Raw genomic sequence first — 17,182 nt, 5'->3', positions numbered from 1 at the left:
GACCCATAACCACCAGCGGTCATTATTTTACCCGCTGGTCGTTGGCTTCCTTTTCCAATAACGCCGGCCGCGGCGTATGGGTCCCTGCGTTCGCAGGGACGACGAAGAGCACTCATCCCCGCCGTTTCGCGTTCGCCGCGATCGACAGCAGCGTGCGTTGCGCGATCGCGGCTGCCAGCGTGGCCTGTTTGCGCATGTCGAATGCGGCGGTCGCGAGCTGGTCGATAATCGCGACCAGCCGCGCGGCGCTGAAATTCCGCAACGCGACTTCAACTGCGCCCTTGCGCGAAAAATGCAGCCGCGGATACCCGCTCTCCAGCAACGTCGAGACCGGCGTGCCCTCGGCCACCGCAAGCGCCGATTTGTGCAGCCATGCGGCCTGGCGTTGGGCTGCCGAAATGATCACGCCGGGATAGGTGCCGGCGATCATCGCTTTGGCGAATTCGCTTTCGACCAGATCAGGCTTTCCCGCAAACGCGCCGTCGACGATCGGGTCGAGCTTCAGCTCGGATGCGTCAGCGACAACCGCCATCACGTCGTCGATCGACACCTCGCCCTGGCCGTGGGCGTAGAGCGCGAGCTTGCGCAATTCGTTGCGCGAGGCTTGCCGGTCGCCGCCGAGCAGTGCGGTCAACACGGCGCGGGCGTCGGGCGCGATGCGCAGGTTGGAGGGCCGCAACTCGTCGTCAATCAACTTGGCGAGGTCGCGTTCGGTGTCGGGATAGCAGGCGATCGCGACCGCGGTCTTGGCGCGCTCGCAGGCCTTGCGCAGCGGCGATTCCGGCCGGAGTTCGCCGGCCTCGATCACGATGCGGCAATCCTTGAGCGGCATCTCCGCCAGCGTGTCGATACCGCCAGCAAAACTGCGCGAGCCGGCGCGCACGCGGATGGCGCGGCGGCCGCCGAACAGCGGCACCGTCATCGCTTCATCGACCAGCCGCGACGGCTCGGCCGACAGCTCGTCGCCGTCCAGCCGCACCATTGAGAACGGATCGTTGGGATCGTCGACGGCGGACGCCAGCAATGCGTCGGCGCGTTCACGCACCAGGCCGGCGTCCGGGCCGTACAGCAGAATGATGGGACGGGCGGAATCAGGCCGGGCGAGAAAGGCGTCGATTTCTTTTCCGCGAAGCGCGACCATACCAACCTTGTCATTCCGGGACACGCGTCTTCGCGTGGACCCGGAATCTCGATCGAATAATCTCTGGATTCCGGGTTCGCGCTAACGCGCGAACCGGAATGACGGGCTCTTAGCTTCCAGCGACGAAGAACGACGCCAGCCGTGTCTGGATGTTCTCGGCGATCTCATTGGCGGAGCGATCCTCGGCGTCGCGGAAGGCGCGGGCGCGGGCGAAACGCTGCATCTGGCCCGGGATGTCATAGGACACGCGGGAGAAGGTCGTGCCGGTCATGACAGATTTGTTCGTCGCCAGATCGATCAGATTGTACTGCGCATCGATGCCGTAATTCTCGCTCGAGGGCAGCGCTGTGGTCGGATCGAGCATCAGCGACGAGCGGGTGGTGGAGAACCGCAGCACCAGCCGATGGGTCGGCGGCATGCCGGTCGCATTGCCATAAAGCTTGAACGCCAGCTGGTTGCGGATTTCGACCTGGATGCGGGCCTCGCGGGAGGCGTTGTTCTTGTCGACGGGCGGGATTTCCACGCCCATCAGCTTTTCGCGCAGGCCGGGCGAGCCGTCGGCGCGTTCGGCATACATCGGCTGAAAACAGCCGGCCGTCAGCGCCGCCAGAGCGACAACGGCCAGCAGCCGAGCGGCGATCCGGGTCCTAGCCAACGACATTCACGATCCTCATGGGAACAACAATCACCTTGCGGACGGCCTTGCCACCCAAGGCGAGTTTTACCGCATCAAGGGCCAGAACGGCAGCCTCAATTTCCGGATTTTGGGCGCCCCGTGGCACGGTTACATCACCCCGTTTTTTGCCATTGACCTGAACCACCAGCGTCACCGTGTCTTCAACCAGCAAATCGCGTTCGATTTGGGGCCAATCGGCTTCCGAAATCAGCCCGGATTGCCCCAATACCGTCCAGCACTCCTCGGCCAGATGGGGCATCATGGGCGCGAACAGTTGAACAAGGATGACCGCGGCCTCCCGGACCGACCAAGAAAGATCTGGACTCAGGTCAGGCGCTGGCTGCCCCTCGCGCCCCAGCACCTCGGCCAGCGCATTGGTGAATTCGCGGATATGGGCGAGGCAGACGTTGAAATGCAGCCGCTCGATGCCGTTCGACACCTTGTCCAGCGCGCCATGGGCCGCCTTGCGCAGGCCCAACGCATCGTCGCCGAACGAGGCCGGCCGGGCGGCCGGGGCCATTTTGGCGATCTCGGCCGATTCGTTGACCAGCCGCCACAGCCGCTGCACGAAGCGCGAGGCGCCCTGCACGCGCTCGTCGCTCCAGATCACGTCGCGATCGGGCGGTGAGTCCGACAGCATGAACCAGCGCGCGACGTCGGCGCCGTAGGTCGCGATGATGTCGTCGGGGTCGACGGTGTTCTTCTTCGACTTCGACATCTTCTCGATCGCGCCGATGGCGACCTCTTCACCCGTCGTCAGCAGAAGAGCGCGCTTGCCATTGCCGCCGGTCTCGACCTTCACCTCGGCGGGCGTGACGTAAGAGCCATCGGCCTTCTGGTAAGTCTCGTGCACCACCATGCCCTGCGTGAACATGCCGGCGAACGGCTCGTCCATGCCGATATGGCCGGTCGCCTTCATCGCGCGGGTGAAGAAGCGGCTGTACAGCAGATGCAGGATCGCGTGCTCGACGCCGCCGATATACTGGTCGATCGGCAACATCCGGTTCACGACATCAGGCGTGGTCGGCGCGTTCTCGTTCCAGGGATCGGTGAAGCGCGCGAAGTACCAGGACGAATCCACGAAGGTGTCCATGGTGTCGGTTTCGCGCTGGGCTTTGCCACCGCATCTCGGGCAGGCGACGTGCTTCCAGGTCGGATGATGGTCGAGCGCGTTGCCGGGCTTGTCGAAGGTCACATCCTCCGGCAGCACCACCGGCAGGTCGCTGTCCGGCACCGGCACCACGTCGCATTTCGGGCAGTGGATCACCGGGATCGGACAACCCCAATAGCGCTGGCGCGAAATGCCCCAGTCGCGCAGGCGGAAGTTCACCTGCCGCTCGCCGACCGGCATGTTGCCGCGCAGTTCGCTTTCCAGCCGCTTTGCGACCTCTTCCTTGGCCTGCTCGATGGTCATGCCATCGAGGAAGCGCGAATTGATCATGCGGCCGTCACCGTCATAGGCGGCGTCCGTGATCACGAACGTCTTCGGATCCTGGCCTTCCGGACACACGACGGGCGTGACGCCGAGCGCATATTTATTGACGAAATCGAGGTCGCGTTGATCGTGCCCGGGGCAGCCGAAGATGGCGCCGGTGCCGTATTCCATCAGCACGAAGTTGGCGACGTAGACCGGCAGCTTCCAGTTCGGGTCGAACGGGTGCACGGCGCGGATGCCGGTGTCGAAACCCTGCTTTTCGGCGGTGTCGATGATTTCCTGGGCGGTGCCGATGCGTTTGACCTCGGCGATGAACTCCGCGAGCTTCGGATTCTTCGCTGCCGCCGCGATCGCCAGCGGATGGTCGGCCGCGATCGCCATGAACTTGGCGCCGAACAGCGTGTCGGGGCGCGTCGTGAAAATCTTCAGCTCAGACTCGCCGGCCGGCGTCGTTGCCGCATCCAGCGCGAAGCGCACCAGGAGGCCCTCGGAGCGGCCGATCCAGTTGCGCTGCATCAGCCGCACCTTGTCGGGCCAGCGATCCAGCCCGTCCAGTGCGTCCAGCAGTTCCTGCGAGTACTTCGTGATCTTGAAGACCCATTGGCTCATCTCGCGCTGTTCGACCACGGCGCCGGAACGCCAGCCGCGGCCGTCGATCACCTGCTCGTTGGCGAGCACGGTCATGTCGACCGGGTCCCAGTTGAGCTTGCGCTTCTCGCGCTCGGCGAGACCGGCGCGCAGCATGTCGAGAAACATCTTCTGCTGATGCTTGTAATAGCTGGGGTCGCAGGTCGCGAATTCCCGGCTCCAGTCGAGCGACAGTCCGATCGACTGCAGCTGCTTCTTCATCGCGGCGATGTTGTCGTAGGTCCAGGCCTTGGGCGCGACCTTGCGCTCGATCGCGGCGTTCTCGGCCGGCAGCCCGAACGCGTCCCAGCCCATCGGGTGCAGCACGTTGAACCCCTTGGCGCGCATGAAGCGCGCCAGCACGTCGCCCAGCGTGTAGTTGCGGACATGCCCGATATGGATGCGCCCGGACGGGTACGGAAACATCTCGAGGACGTAATATTTCGGCCGGGAATCGTCGTTTTTGGAGGCGAAGATCGCCTTCTGGTCCCACTGGCGTTGCCAGCGCGGCTCGGAGTCACGGGCGTTATAGCGTTCGGAGGTCATGGAATCGCTGGGCTTTTATGGATTCGGGGCCGTCTGAAAGACGGCGGACTAGGCCACAAAAGCGGTTGCGGGGTCAACGGGTTGGCGCAGATCGACAGGCCCCCTGGGGCGTCTGGAGCCGCATTGCGGGCGGGTCGGTTGAGGGGCATTTAACGAATTCGTGGGAACCTGCCTATGAAAAGAGCACCAATTCACCGGTAGGAAGCCATCAAAGCCGTGACCGCGGGATTCGACGAGCTCGATTTCGAGTACGCGACGTCGGTCGCTGAAACGGCCATGCGCTCAATGGCCGAGCATCGCGTGCCGCCGACGCCGAACAATTTCCATGTCTGGTTCAACTATACGCTCGGCACGCCGCCGGTGCTCAAGCGGGCGATCGATATCCTGATCGGCAACAAGCGCAAATTCGACGCCCAGACCAATCGCGAAATCTATGAGAGCTATGTCGGATCGAAGGCCACCGACGAGGCGGTGGCCTATGAAGTCTCCCAGCAATTGCATTCGGTGATGGCGTCGGCCAAGCAGTTCCTGACCACGGCGATCGCCGACAACCGCACGCAAATGGCTGCCATCAACGATGTCACCGAGCGCACCGAGGCCGGCGTCGATCCCAAGCAGCTGATCGAGAGCCTGATGGGCGAACTCGCCAAGGCGACGACGCGCGCCACCAAGCTCGAAGTCAGCTTTGTCGAGAAATCACGCGAACTGGCGACGATCCGCGATTCCCTGGTCAAGTCCGAGGAGCGGGCCAAGACTGACACGCTGACCGGCCTGCCGAACCGCCGGGCGCTGGAGGAGTTCTTCCGCAAGGCTCAGCTCGCGGCGATGGAACAGGATGATCCAGTGAGTGCGCTTCTGATCGATATCGATCACTTCAAGCGCTTCAACGACGAGTTCGGCCACGGGGTCGGCGACCAGGTGCTGCGCCTGATGGCGAAAGTGTTGCGCGAGGCCGTACGGGACGTCGATCTGCCGGCGCGATATGGCGGCGAGGAATTGATCGCCATCCTGCCGAACGCTGGCCTGACGACGGCTGCCACGATTGCCGAACGCATCCGGCGTCTGGTTGCCGAATGCCACATCTCCCGCCGTTCGACCGGCGAAGCACTGCCCGGCATCACCATCTCCATCGGGGTGGCCCAGTTTCAGGGCGGCGAATCGATGGCCGACCTGATCGAGCGCTGCGACCGCGCGCTCTATCAGGCCAAGAAGACCGGCCGCAACCGGGTCGTCACCGAGGCCGAACTCGTGCCTGAGCAGCAGGTGGCGGGCTAACCCGCCAGGGCCATTCCGGCCTGATCCGCCATCCGCGCAAATCCATGCTCGACCACGGTGTTGCGGCCGCGGTGCTTGGCGGCGTAGAGGGCGGCGTCGGCGGCTTCGATCAGGTCGCCCGGGCGCAGCGCGTCGTGCGGCAGCGTGCCGGCCACACCGATGCTCACGGTGACGGTGTGATGGCTGCTGGTGTGGTGCGGTATTTTCAGATCCAGCACCGCGGTGCGCACCATCTCGCCGATCGCCAGTGCTTTGAGCGAATCGGTGTTCGGCAGCAGCAGGCAGAATTCCTCGCCGCCATAGCGGCCGGCGAAGCCCATGGTGTCGGCGGCGATCCCGGCCAGCGTTTCGCCGAGCCTGGTCAGGCAGGCGTCGCCCTCGGGGTGGCCATAGGTGTCGTTATAGAGCTTGAAGTGATCGACATCGATCATCAGCAGGGACAATTGGCTGTTGTATTGCTGCGCCTTCATCCACTCGAAATCCAGACGGCTCTGAAACCCGCGGCGGTTGGCAAGACCCGACAACATATCGATCGATGCGATCACAGTGAGGCGGTCGTTGTTGGCGAGAAGCTCGCGCTCGCGCTGGCTGAGCTGGGTGGCCATGGCGTTGAAGGCGCGCGCCAGCGGCATGAATTCAGCAGGCAGTTTGCTGCGCGCGACGCGCGCCGACCGGTCGCCCTCGCCGAAGCGCTTGGCCATGCCGGTCATCACCTCGATCGGGTTGATGATCAGTTTTTCCGCGCCGATCAGCGCGCCCAGCAGCACGAACAGGCAGACGAATCCCAATTGGAGATAGGCGGTGCGGATCTCGCGATTGATCGCGGCGGTCACCCTGGTTTCGTCGATGCTGACGATCAGGCGGGATTGCGTTCCGGAAATGCGGGAGAAACTGATCGTGCGATTCGAGCCGTCGGAAGCGGTGAATGAAAGCGAGCCGGTCGGTGCGTCGGAGCTCAGGGCCTTCTCCGCCACGGCGGACATCAGCGGCACCGAATCCAGCGGCCGGCCGATCATGCTGGTCTGATCGGTGGGCGCGGCGAGGACGACGCCGGCGCTGTCGACCAGCAACGACGAAATTCCCGGCCGCCCGCCGAGATTGGTCATGATCTTCGACAGCCAGTCGATATTGATGCCGGCGACGACGACGGCATCCTCCTCGGGATTGATGGCAGACACCGGATAGGCCGCCATCATCATCGGCCGCCCGTTTGTCTTGCCGAACAGATAGTCGCTGAAAACGAAGTCGCGGCTTGCCTGCGCCTTCTTGAAGTATTCGCGGTCGCCGATTTGCAGTCCCACCTGAATGTTCAAGGTCGAGCACTGCACGAGGCCGTCCTTGGACGCGATCATGATGCTGCGGATCCAGGGCAGGTTGCTCGGCAGGCTGGCGCGCAGGATTTCGCAACCGCGACCGATGCCGCTGGACGCGCGGATATAGGCCGCCGATTTCAGCATCGTCTCGACGGAGGAGACGACTTCGCGCTGGGTATCGGCGCTATGCTGCGCGATGTTGAGGAATTCTTCGGTGGCAAGGGCGATTTGCTTGGAGCGGGCATGTTCGAGCGAACGGACGCGTTCCAGCATCAAGGGCGCCACCAGGATCAACGCCAGCAGCACCAGCCGCGTCCGGATCCCCAGAAGCTTCTTGAGTTTCACTCTGTTGCGGTTGAAAGTAACGGCAGACATCTTGTTCCCCACCCCGCGTGGCAGCGTAAAGCGAAGGATTCAAAAAGCCCTTCCCGAACTTGGTAAAATCCAAGGAAATCCCGTAAATGTACGAGCCACAATTCACATGACGCCTCCGACGACCAGCTCGCTAACAGAACCTTTACCTGGCGGACTTGCTACGGTGGAGCAGGACATCGCGCGCGCTTGCAAGGAAGCGCGCCGCGATCGGGCGACGGTACAATTGATCGCGGTGTCCAAGACGTTCGACGCGTCGGCGATTTCGCCCATTATCGACGCCGGACAGCGCGTATTCGGCGAGAATCGCGTGCAGGAAGCCAAAGCGAAATGGCCTGGGTTAATGTCCGCTTACCAGGGGCTGGCGCTGCATCTGATCGGGCCGCTGCAATCCAACAAGGCGAAAGAGGCCGTGGCGCTGTTCGATGCCATTCATTCTGTCGACCGCCCGAGCATTTGCGAAGCGTTAGCCAAGGAAATCAATTCCCAGAAAAAACAGCCGGAATTGTTCGTCCAGCTCAACACCGGCGAGGAGCCGCAGAAGGCCGGCGTCGCGCCCGGCGAGGCCGATGCGTTCATTGCGAGCTGCCGGGAGAAGTATGGCCTGCTGATTTCCGGATTGATGTGCATTCCACCGGTCGATGAGGCGCCGGCGCCGCATTTTGCGCTGACCGCAAAGATCGCCGCGCGCAACGGCTTGAAGAGTCTGTCGATGGGCATGAGCGCCGATTTTGCGATCGCGATCCAGTTCGGCGCCACGCATATCCGCGTCGGCTCGGCGATTTTCGGGCATCGCTGACTTGTCGTCCCGGCGAAGGCCGGGACCCACGCCGCGGCTTCTCGGTGGTGCACGGTCGGAGTTGATACACTTTGTAAACAATACATAGCGGTGGTTATGGGTCCCGGCCTTCGCCGGGACGACACCGAGTGTGAAGCCGTCTACTCGAACCCCACCGACACTTTCCCGAGCACCCCGAAATCGACCGCGCAGAAATCGCCAGCCTGGATCGGCAGCGGCGGATGGCAGGTGCCTGTGGTGACGACCCGGCCCGCCTTCAGTGTCACGCCGAGCTGGCGCAATTCGTTGGCGAGCCAGGTCAGCGCCAGCCGGGGATCGCCGAGCACGTTCTTGCCGTGACCGATGAATTGCTGGCCGCGCAGCGTGGTGACAGGTCGTTCCTCGACCAGGTCGCGCGCGCGCCAGTCCGCCGTCGTGGCCGGGCCGAGCACGAACAGATGCGCGCAGGCGTTGTCGGCGATGATCTGGGCGTCGCCGGCGCTGACGAAATCCGAAAAGCGCGAATCCGGAATCTCGATCGCCGGATGCAGCGTGTCCACGGCATCGAGCACCTGGCTCATCGTGTAGGGCGTCGATCGCGACGGTAGATCGTAGCGCATGCGAAACGCGAATTCCGGCTCGGCAACGCGCATTTCGTTGCCGGCCATCGACGCCGTGCCGCCGTCAGGGATCACGGTCTCGGCGAGAATGCGTCCGGCCATCGGACCGTCGACATTGATGTGTTTCTGCCCGGCCTCGCTGGTGGCCGCGATCTTCCAGCCGAACAGATGGGTCGTCGAAAATCTTTCGATCGCGGCCTGGATCGCATACGCCTCGATGCGGTCCTGTGGCCGCAGCCAGTTGTCGAGCGCGTCAAGCTTGGTGCCGGCGCGCCAATGGCCGTGCAACGTCTGCGATGCAGACGCAATCTGATGTCTGTCCTGCATAATCCCCGCATCCTGAAATGAAGTTCATCCAATAGTAATTTTGGTTTGCGGCCCCATCCGCCGCAGCAACCGCAGCATCGCAGATTTTGTCATCGAAACGCAGCCTGCTGTGGCGGAAAAATTCGTGCGCGCCAGATGCAGGAACACCGCGCTGCCGCGGCCGGCAATACGCGGCGCGCTGTTGTGATCGATCTCGACGATGAAGTCATAGAGGTGATCGTCGCGTGTGAGGCGGTCGCCGGTCTGGTCACGCATGAGCTGTATTGGCTGGTTGTAGTGACGGTCCTTCGGGTCTTCGCACCAGCCGTCCTCGGGCCGGATTGGCCGGACCGGCAGAAAGGTTGGCGGGCGCGAGTGGCGGTCGGCGCGCCACCATAATTGCAGTGGCCGGTAGGTGCCCCGCGGGGTGCCGCCATCGCCTTCGCGCTTGTTGGCGAGGATGCCGCCGCGACCAAGTGCCACCGGGACGGTCCAGCCGTCCGCCGTCAGCCAGCCCCGGCGCGGGTCGCCGGCGCCGCGGTGAACCCTGATCGCCGAGAGCGGCCGATCACGCGCTTCTGTCCCATAAGTGATTGAAAAATTGGTGCTTCCCATGCCAAACGTCCAAATCCTGGGGTTGCCTCCCCGGCCGCAATTGCTCTATTTGACGCCCATTACAGGACATTCATCCAACAGCCCCTCGAATATGGGATACACTGCGGTTCGCCTTGTGAAATTGTAACAATCTCCTACCTGATTCCGTACCCGATGGCCGAGGTTCGCCCGCGAACCAGTTTCGTCATCGACCAACCGACCAAGACCGGCTTGAGACGCTCCCACTTGTGTCCGCCGCCTGCCTCAAGAGGATCGTACCTATGGCCAATGCCCGCAAGATCCTGATCGTGGATGACGATACCGATCTGCGCGACACGCTGGTCGAGCAATTATCACTGCATGAGGAGTTCGAAGCCTCCGCGGTCGATACCGGCGCCAAGGGCGCCAGCGCCGCCAAGGCCAATTCCCCCGATCTGGTGCTGATGGATGTCGGCCTGCCCGATACCGACGGCCGCGAAGTGGTCCGCTCCCTGCGCAAGGGGGGCTTCAAGGCGCCGATCATCATGCTGACCGGCCACGACACCGATTCGGATACTATTCTGGGCCTCGAATCCGGCGCCAATGACTACGTCGCCAAGCCGTTCCGGTTCGCCGTGCTGCTGGCCCGGATCCGGGCGCAACTGCGCCAGCACGAGGCCAGCGAGGACGCGGTGTTCTCCGTCGGCCCCTACAGCTTCCGGCCCGGCTCCAAGATGCTGACCGGCGCCAACGCCCGGAAGGTGCGGCTGACCGAGAAGGAAACCGCGATCCTGCGCTTCCTGTACCGGGCCGGCCAGATGCCGGTGTCGCGCGAGACGCTGCTGCAGGAAGTCTGGGGCTATAATTCGGGTGTCACCACCCACACCCTGGAAACCCACATCTACAGGCTGCGGCAGAAGATCGAGAAAGATGCCGCCAATCCGGAGATCCTGGTCACGGAAGCCGGTGGCTACAAGCTGGTGCCGTGATACGATTCGGCCCACGAATCGTACCTCCCTGGGCATCACCGGTTCCGTATGTCGATCGAAGATGATGTAGCTCTGCTTGAGCGCGTCCCGACACTGCGCCTGTTGGGGACGACGGCGTTGCGCATGCTGGCGATCGGCTCGGAGCAGCGCGAATTCGGCCGCGGCGACCAGTTGTTCAACGCCGGCGACGAGGCGGATGCCGGCTATATCGTGCAGCGCGGTGCGTTCCGGGTCGAGGACGGCGGCGCTGAAATTATCGCAGGCCCCGGTGCCCTGATCGGTGAGCTGGCGTTGATCGTGGCGATGAAGCGGCCGTCGAGCGCGATCGCGATCGAAAATTCCACCGTGATCCGGGTGTCGCGCAGCCTGTTTCAGCGCGTGCTCGAGAGCGACCCTGCCGCGGCGCGGGCGCTGCGCGACGAACTCGCCACCCGCACCAGCCAGCTTGCCAGCGACATATTGATGGCCGGCGCCAAACTCTCTACCTGATCCCAATCACACCTCCAGCGTCACCGTAACCGGCACGTGATCCGACGGCCGCTCCCAGCCGCGGGCATCGCGGGTGATGCGGAAATCGCTGACGCCGTCCTTCAGCGCGCGCGAAACCCAGATGTGATCGAGCCTGCGGCCCCGGTCGCCGACGGTCCAGTCGGCGGCGCGGTAGCTCCACCACGTATAGACCTTCTCCGACATCGGGATGCGCTCGCGCGCGACGTCGAACCATTCGCCATGGGTCTGCGCCGCCAGCAGCTTTTCGCATTCGATGGGGGTGTGCGAGACCACCTTTAGCAGCTGCTTGTGCGACCACACGTCGTTCTCATGCGGCGCCACGTTGAGGTCGCCGACCAGGATATGCCGGTCGTCGCCGCGCGGATGCAGCGGCTCGCAGGCTTTCATCTCGTCGAGAAATTTGAGCTTGTGATCGAACTTCGGATTGAGCGCGGGGTCGGGGATGTCGCCGCCGGCCGGGACGTAGAAATTATGCAGCACCAGCGGCTTTGCGAGCTGGGCTTTTTCGCCGAACGCCACCGAGATGTGCCGCGAATCGATGTTGTCGCAGAAGGTGCGGATATCCTTGGTCTCGAACGGCAGTTTCGAGACGATGGCGACGCCGTGATAGCCCTTCTGCCCGTTCAGCGCGACATGCTCATAGCCGAGGCGTTTGAAGCGCTTCAGCGGGAAGGCATCGTCGATGCATTTGGTCTCCTGCAGGCAGAGGACGTCAGGCCGTACCGATTTGAGGAATTTGGCGACGATGTCGATGCGCAGGCGCACCGAGTTGATATTCCACGTTGTCAGGGAAAAACGCATGCGGGCCCGAAATGAAAAAGACGTGCGGTTGATGACGCACGTCCTTTGCCCCTAATCAAGAATGTTCAGCCTGGTGGCATCGAATAGTTGGTGAAATCGATCTTGAACAGGCCGGGGTCGACCTTCTTGGAGGTATCCAGATTATAGACCGCTATCGTGGTGTCGTAGCCCTGCGGGTCGGTCACGGTCCATTGCTTGAGCTGGCCGTCCTTGGTGCCGACCATCAGCATCAACCGGCTGGTGCCGATCAGCGCCTGCTTCTCCTCGATGGTGACGCTGATGAAGACGTCATCGGCGGTGACGCTGACGACGTTGGTATCCTTCAACAGATCGATACGGTCCGACAGCAGGAACCGGAGCGGCGTCTGCGACAACGGATAGATGTCCTGGGTCGCGAGCTTCTTGTCGCGCACAGCGAGCGACGATCCGTCGGCGACGATCGCGATCTGGCTGGGCGCGTCATATTCGAAGCGCACCTTGCCCGGCTTCTGGATCACGAAGTCGCCCTTGGTCTTGCTGCCGTCCGGCCCGACCTGGACGAAATTTCCGACCAGCGTCTGCAGCGACGACAGATACGAACTCACTCTGGCGGCCTGCGCCTTCTGGTTGGCATCGAAGGTCGCGAAAATATTGGCGGGCACATTGCGATTTCGATCGGGGATGACAGGGTTCGGCGGCGCCTGGGTCGTTCCTGTCTTTGACGGCGCCTGGGTCGCACCTGTCGTCGCCGGACCTTTTTGCGAATCCTGCGCGCTCATCTGCACGCCGCCGTCGCGGGCCTTGGGTGCGGGCTTTGGGACCGGAACGTTCTGCGAAAAGCCTGATGTCGCTGCGCCGGCAACGGACATGGCGATCACAAGCGCCAGTCCGTAACGGACGCCGCGATGGGTAAAGTAGTGTGTCATCAGATATTTCGAATCTCTATTCAACGGATCGTCCCACTGCCGGTGGTTTTATCGCGCTTTCGACCAAAGGAGATATCGTTTTTCCGTGAGAATTATTACGCCAAATTCAGTTCGTTAGTGGGTCCAATCGCTTGAAATCGCTCTAGAAACCGCTTTCTTCTTCCTCGACCAGAATTTCGCGTTTGCCGGCGTGGTTGGCCTGGCCGACGATGCCTTCGAGTTCCATCCGCTCCATCAATGACGCCGCGCGGTTGTAGCCTATTTGCAGCCGGCGTTGAATGTAGGAGGTCGAGGCCTTGCGGTCGCGCTTGACGATCGCCACGGCCTGCTGGAACAGGTCGCCGCCGCCGTCGCCACCCATGCCGGTGGAATCGAATACCGCGCCGTCCTCGCCCTCGGCAGGTTCTTCCGCCGTAACGGCCTCGAGATATTCCGGCTGGCCCTGCGTCTTGAGATGGCGCACCACCTTCTCGACTTCCTCGTCGGAGGCAAACGGGCCGTGCACGCGGCTGATCCGTCCGCCGCCGGCCATATAGAGCATGTCGCCCTGGCCGAGCAGTTGCTCGGCGCCCATTTCGCCGAGAATGGTGCGGCTGTCGATTTTCGACGTGACCTGAAACGCGATGCGGGTCGGGAAGTTCGCCTTGATGGTGCCGGTGATGACGTCGACCGAGGGACGTTGCGTGGCGAGGATCACGTGCAGGCCCGCGGCGCGCGCCATCTGCGCCAGCCGCTGCACCGCGCCTTCGATGTCCTTGCCGGCGACCATCATCAGGTCGGCCATTTCGTCGACGATGATGACGATGTAGGGCAGCGGTTCGAGGTCGAGCTTTTCGTCCTCGTAGATCGCCTTGCCGGATTCCTTGTCGAAGCCGGTGTGCACCGTGCGCGTCAGCTCCTCGCCCTTGCCCTTGGCTTCGACGAGACGCTGGTTGTAGCCGTCGATGTTACGGACACCGAGCTTGGACATCTTCTTGTAGCGCTCTTCCATCTCGCGCACCGCCCATTTCAGCGCGACCACGGCCTTCTTCGGGTCGGTCACGACGGGCGTCAGCAGGTGCGGGATGCCGTCATAGACGGAGAGTTCGAGCATTTTGGGATCGACCATGATCAGCCGGCACTGATCGGGCCGCAGCCGGTAGACCAGGCTGAGGATCATGGTGTTGATGGCGACCGATTTGCCGGAGCCGGTGGTGCCGGCGATCAGCATATGCGGCGTGCGCGCCAGGTCGATGATGATGGATTCGCCGCCGATGTTCTTGCCAAGGCAGAGCGGCAGTTTGGCGTGCGACTCGTCCTTCAGCGACAGCAGTTCGCGCAAATAGACCTTTTCGCGATGCGCGTTCGGCAATTCGATGCCGATGGCGTTGCGGCCGGCAACCACGGCGACGCGAGCCGACAGCGCGCTCATCGAGCGGGCGATGTCGTCGGCGAGACCGATGACGCGGGAGGATTTGATGCCGGGCGCGGGCTCGAGTTCGTACAGCGTGACGACAGGGCCGGGATTGGCCTTGACGATCTCGCCGCGGACGCCGAAGTCGCCGAGCACGCCTTCCAGCGCGCGCGAATTGGCTTCCAGTTCGCTCTTGCTGAGCGGCTGGCGATCGGACGCTTTTGGTGCCGTGAGCATCGAGACCGCCGGCAATTCGAACTTGTCGGATTTCCGTGGCGATGCCTTTGGCGCCGCCTTCTTGCGCGGGGCGCGGGCGACCGGGGCTTCCTCTTCCTCGTCTTCTTCCTCTTCTTCGTGCTCGTCTTCTTCCTGGGCTTGCGGGGCAATCGACGGCGCCGTCCGGCCGCCGAGGCTGGGCTCCTGCCGCTCGAAGGAAGCGGTGCGGGGCTGCGGCGCGCTTGCGACCAGCGAACGATAGGCCGTGGACATCAGCCAGCCGAGCCGGGCCTTGGCGCTCATCAGGGCATGATAGACCCAGCCGAGCGAGACCGAGCTGCGATCGCGCTCTTCCTCGAACGGCGCGTCATCGTCCTCGATCGGTGTCAGCTCCTCGTCGTCGCGCGGACGCGAACCCCAGCCGCTCGCAAACAGGAAGGTGGCGCACATCGCCGCGAACAGGATGATGCCGAGCACCAGCCGGTAGATGAAACCGGCGGGCCCGAAGATTACGGCCGGCGCGCGCACCAGCGCATCGCCGACGACGCCGCCAAGCCCGGTCGGCAGCGGCCATGCGCCGCCATGCGGCCAGCAGCTGGCAAAGCCTGCCGCAATGATAGTGCAGAGGATCCAGCAGGCCAGGCGCAACGCTTCGCGGTCGAAGGTGCGATGGGTCAGCATGCGCCAACCCCACACCGCGACGGGCAGGATCAGCATGATCGCCCCAAGGCCGAGAATCTGCATCAACAGATCGGCGCCGATCGCGCCGGGATATCCGAGAACGTTGCGGATCGCACGCGAGGTCGCGTGGCTCAAACTTGGATCCTGCACCGACCACGTCATCAGCGCGGCGGCGGCGACGCCGGAGATCGCGATCAGGCACAGGCCTGCGACCTCCCGCAGGCGCCGCGCCAGCGCGTCGCGGATCGAGGCCGGCAGATGGCCGACCAGGGGAATGACACGTTCGATCGCTGGCATGCTCATGGGGCCCTGCGATTAAGCCAAGGTTTCGACCAGGCGGTGCAACGCCTCGGCCGTTGATTCACTGTCCGATACCAGCGCCAGGCGGATATAGCCGGCGCCAGGATTGCTGCCGTCGTTTTGCGGACGCGACAAATAGGTTCCGGGGATCACGCGCACGCCGGCATCGCGATAGAGCTGCACCGTTGCAGCCTCGTCGCCGCCACGGTCCGACACATCGAGCCAGACGCAGAAGCCGCCGGCGGGCCTGACATAGCCGTAGCGATTGCCGAGGATCTGATCGGCGAGATCGAACTTGATGCGATAGAGCCGGCGGTTCTCCTCGACATGCGCCTCGTCGCTATAGGCGGCAGCCGCGACGTGCTGCAGCGGCACAGGCACCTGCGGGGCGGCGACATTGCGCAGTTCGTGAAAGACGCTGAGAAATTTCTTGTCGCCGGCCGCGAAGCCGACGCGCATGCCCGGCAGGTTGGAGCGCTTCGACAGCGATTGAAACGCGACGACGTTGCTGAAATCGGATCCTGCGCATTCGAGCACGCTGCCCGGCGCCTGTTTGGTGTAGATTTCCGAATAGCACTCGTCGCTCAGGATCATGAAGCCGTAGCGATCGGCGAGTTGCGTCAAGCGGGTGAAGTAGTCGCGCGAGGCGACGGACCCCTGCGGATTGGCCGGCGAGGCGATGAACATCGCAACAGTGCGCGCCAGCGTCGCTTCATCGAGCGTATCGAGATCCGGCAGGAAGCCGTTGGCGAGCGTGGTCGGCAGATAGATCGGTTCGCAATTGGCGGCGCGCGCGCCGGCGCCATAGGCCGGATAGAACGGGTTCGGCATCAGGATCGCCGGCCTGCCCTTGCGGGGACCGACATAGCGCGCGGCCGTGATCGCCGCGAAGAACAGGCCTTCGCGGCTGCCGTTCAGCACCAGAATTTCGCTCTCGGGATCCATTGCCCGGGGCAGCTGGAACCGGGCCGAGAGCCAGTTCGCGACCGCCCGGCGGAATGGCTCGATGCCCTTGGCGATCGGGTAGCGGCCGAAATCGGCGATGTGTTTGGCCAGCACCGGCCCGACGAAGCTCGGGACAGGATGCTGCGGTTCGCCTAACGATAACGCGATCAATGGCTTACCGGGTTGATAGGGAGCCAGAAGCTCGGCCGTCCGCAGAAACGGCGAACGCTCGGCCTGACCGGCAGCGGGGACACTGCCGGCGCCCTGCGCCACGCCGGAAGAGGCGGTCATTGCCATGTCTAAAACGCCAGCACTTTCAATTGCGGTCGGGGGGACGGACGGAGCGACCGGAAGCGGATCAAACCACCATAGATACGGCGAGGTTAAGACGCGATTAACCATCGGCGCCAGCGTCGATTTTGAGCGATTTTTGGGTACGTGCGGCTCCCGCTCATCTGAAATCCGTCACCGTGAGGTGAGCTCTTGCGCGCCTCGAAGGGCGACGGCCCGGTCTGTGGCCGATTCATCCTTCGAGGCTCGCTACGCTCGCACCTCAGGATGACGGGTCGACATATGTTCGCGTTCTCGCGACGCATTACGCCCGAGCTTTGCCAGAAACTTCCCGCCCTCTCATTAAGAGGGCGCAGGGAATGCCGGATGCGCGCTGCACCCGCGGTCCCGTGTGCGGTTTGCACAAAACAAAGTGCACACGAGCATACAGGGCAGCGGAGAACACCCGGCCTTCCCTGCGCAATGGCTTTACGGCTTATGCCGTGATCT

General features: G+C 63.4%; 14 protein-coding genes. 4 read left to right on the top strand and 10 right to left on the bottom strand.

Annotated elements, in window-relative coordinates; genetic code table 11:
• Positions 1-112: 112 nt before the first annotated feature.
• From holA to leuS, 3 genes are all read right to left on the bottom strand, one after another.
• Positions 113-1,141: a DNA polymerase III subunit delta gene (holA, locus tag JQ611_RS36405; protein WP_212386232.1), complete on the bottom strand. Its 1,029-nt coding sequence runs from the start codon at positions 1,139-1,141 to the stop codon at positions 113-115.
• 109 nt (positions 1,142-1,250) lie between these two features.
• Positions 1,251-1,802, bottom strand: a complete 552-nt coding sequence (lptE, locus tag JQ611_RS36400; protein ID WP_212264162.1) for an LPS assembly lipoprotein LptE — start codon at positions 1,800-1,802, stop codon at positions 1,251-1,253.
• On the bottom strand, positions 1,789-4,425 hold the full coding sequence (leuS, locus tag JQ611_RS36395; protein ID WP_212468171.1) for a leucine--tRNA ligase: 2,637 nt from the start codon (positions 4,423-4,425) through the stop codon (positions 1,789-1,791). The genes lptE and leuS overlap by 14 nt, the downstream gene beginning before the upstream one ends.
• A 285-nt stretch (positions 4,426-4,710) precedes the next feature.
• On the opposite strand from leuS, the gene JQ611_RS36390 reads away from it, so the two are divergent.
• On the top strand, positions 4,711-5,700 hold the full coding sequence (locus JQ611_RS36390) for a GGDEF domain-containing protein (RefSeq protein ID WP_212468185.1): 990 nt from the start codon (positions 4,711-4,713) through the stop codon (positions 5,698-5,700).
• Here the strand turns inward: JQ611_RS36390 and JQ611_RS36385 are convergent.
• Positions 5,697-7,388: a diguanylate cyclase domain-containing protein gene (locus tag JQ611_RS36385; protein WP_212264164.1), complete on the bottom strand. Its 1,692-nt coding sequence runs from the start codon at positions 7,386-7,388 to the stop codon at positions 5,697-5,699. The two genes, JQ611_RS36390 and JQ611_RS36385, sit on opposite strands and share 4 nt — an antisense overlap.
• Before the next feature lie 106 nt (positions 7,389-7,494).
• On the opposite strand from JQ611_RS36385, the gene JQ611_RS36380 reads away from it, so the two are divergent.
• Positions 7,495-8,184, top strand: a complete 690-nt coding sequence (locus JQ611_RS36380; RefSeq protein WP_212264165.1) for a YggS family pyridoxal phosphate-dependent enzyme — start codon at positions 7,495-7,497, stop codon at positions 8,182-8,184.
• A 140-nt stretch (positions 8,185-8,324) separates the two neighbouring features.
• Here JQ611_RS36380 and JQ611_RS36375 read toward each other — a convergent pair whose 3' ends face one another.
• On the bottom strand, positions 8,325-9,110 hold the full coding sequence (locus JQ611_RS36375; RefSeq protein WP_212468170.1) for a 2-keto-4-pentenoate hydratase: 786 nt from the start codon (positions 9,108-9,110) through the stop codon (positions 8,325-8,327).
• Between the two features lie 24 nt (positions 9,111-9,134).
• The gene (locus JQ611_RS36370) at positions 9,135-9,704 is read right to left on the bottom strand and encodes a L,D-transpeptidase (protein ID WP_212264167.1); all 570 of its coding nucleotides are present in this window, start codon (positions 9,702-9,704) and stop codon (positions 9,135-9,137) included.
• Between the two features lie 260 nt (positions 9,705-9,964).
• Between JQ611_RS36370 and JQ611_RS36365 the strand changes: the two genes are divergently transcribed.
• Positions 9,965-10,651: a response regulator transcription factor gene (locus JQ611_RS36365; protein WP_044539278.1), complete on the top strand. Its 687-nt coding sequence runs from the start codon at positions 9,965-9,967 to the stop codon at positions 10,649-10,651.
• Positions 10,652-10,699: 48 nt separating this feature from the next.
• Complete coding sequence (locus tag JQ611_RS36360; protein ID WP_212264168.1) at positions 10,700-11,140, top strand: Crp/Fnr family transcriptional regulator; 441 nt, start codon at positions 10,700-10,702, stop codon at positions 11,138-11,140.
• 6 nt (positions 11,141-11,146) lie between these two features.
• On the opposite strand, the gene JQ611_RS36355 is transcribed toward JQ611_RS36360, so the two are convergent.
• The 4 genes from JQ611_RS36355 to JQ611_RS36340 all read right to left on the bottom strand — a co-directional run bounded on the left by JQ611_RS36355 (position 11,147) and on the right by JQ611_RS36340 (position 16,699).
• Entirely contained in the window at positions 11,147-11,962 is an 816-nt protein-coding gene (locus JQ611_RS36355; protein WP_192740639.1) for an exodeoxyribonuclease III, read from the bottom strand.
• A 65-nt stretch (positions 11,963-12,027) separates the two neighbouring features.
• The gene (locus tag JQ611_RS36350; protein WP_212468169.1) at positions 12,028-12,867 is read right to left on the bottom strand and encodes an outer membrane lipoprotein carrier protein LolA; all 840 of its coding nucleotides are present in this window, start codon (positions 12,865-12,867) and stop codon (positions 12,028-12,030) included.
• Positions 12,868-13,009: 142 nt separating this feature from the next.
• Positions 13,010-15,460 carry a DNA translocase FtsK gene (locus JQ611_RS36345; protein WP_212264170.1) on the bottom strand — a complete coding sequence of 817 codons (2,451 nt, stop codon included), beginning with the start codon at positions 15,458-15,460 and terminating at the stop codon, positions 13,010-13,012.
• 12 nt (positions 15,461-15,472) lie between these two features.
• Positions 15,473-16,699, bottom strand: a complete 1,227-nt coding sequence (locus JQ611_RS36340; protein WP_212468168.1) for an aminotransferase class I/II-fold pyridoxal phosphate-dependent enzyme — start codon at positions 16,697-16,699, stop codon at positions 15,473-15,475.
• Positions 16,700-17,182 lie beyond the last annotated feature (483 nt).

It is taken from the genome of Bradyrhizobium sp. AUGA SZCCT0182 (assembly GCF_018130185.1).
Lineage (GTDB): Bacteria > Pseudomonadota > Alphaproteobacteria > Rhizobiales > Xanthobacteraceae > Bradyrhizobium.
The sequence above is the reverse complement of the archived record's forward strand: the minus strand, read 5'-3'. Positions and strand labels throughout refer to the sequence as shown.

Bases quoted from the DNA above. Each gene is read 5' to 3' on its own strand.
- holA (WP_212386232.1), bottom strand. From the start codon at position 1,141: ATGGTCGCGCTTCGCGGAAAAGAAATCGACGCCTTTCTCGCCCGGCCT.
- lptE (WP_212264162.1), bottom strand. From the start codon at position 1,802: ATGTCGTTGGCTAGGACCCGGATCGCCGCTCGGCTGCTGGCCGTTGTC.
- leuS (WP_212468171.1), bottom strand. From the start codon at position 4,425: ATGACCTCCGAACGCTATAACGCCCGTGACTCCGAGCCGCGCTGGCAA.
- JQ611_RS36390 (WP_212468185.1), top strand. From the start codon at position 4,711: ATGGCCGAGCATCGCGTGCCGCCGACGCCGAACAATTTCCATGTCTGG.
- JQ611_RS36385 (WP_212264164.1), bottom strand. From the start codon at position 7,388: ATGTCTGCCGTTACTTTCAACCGCAACAGAGTGAAACTCAAGAAGCTT.
- JQ611_RS36380 (WP_212264165.1), top strand. From the start codon at position 7,495: ATGACGCCTCCGACGACCAGCTCGCTAACAGAACCTTTACCTGGCGGA.
- JQ611_RS36375 (WP_212468170.1), bottom strand. From the start codon at position 9,110: ATGCAGGACAGACATCAGATTGCGTCTGCATCGCAGACGTTGCACGGC.
- JQ611_RS36370 (WP_212264167.1), bottom strand. From the start codon at position 9,704: ATGGGAAGCACCAATTTTTCAATCACTTATGGGACAGAAGCGCGTGAT.
- JQ611_RS36365 (WP_044539278.1), top strand. From the start codon at position 9,965: ATGGCCAATGCCCGCAAGATCCTGATCGTGGATGACGATACCGATCTG.
- JQ611_RS36360 (WP_212264168.1), top strand. From the start codon at position 10,700: ATGTCGATCGAAGATGATGTAGCTCTGCTTGAGCGCGTCCCGACACTG.
- JQ611_RS36355 (WP_192740639.1), bottom strand. From the start codon at position 11,962: ATGCGTTTTTCCCTGACAACGTGGAATATCAACTCGGTGCGCCTGCGC.
- JQ611_RS36350 (WP_212468169.1), bottom strand. From the start codon at position 12,867: ATGACACACTACTTTACCCATCGCGGCGTCCGTTACGGACTGGCGCTT.
- JQ611_RS36345 (WP_212264170.1), bottom strand. From the start codon at position 15,460: ATGAGCATGCCAGCGATCGAACGTGTCATTCCCCTGGTCGGCCATCTG.
- JQ611_RS36340 (WP_212468168.1), bottom strand. From the start codon at position 16,699: ATGGCAATGACCGCCTCTTCCGGCGTGGCGCAGGGCGCCGGCAGTGTC.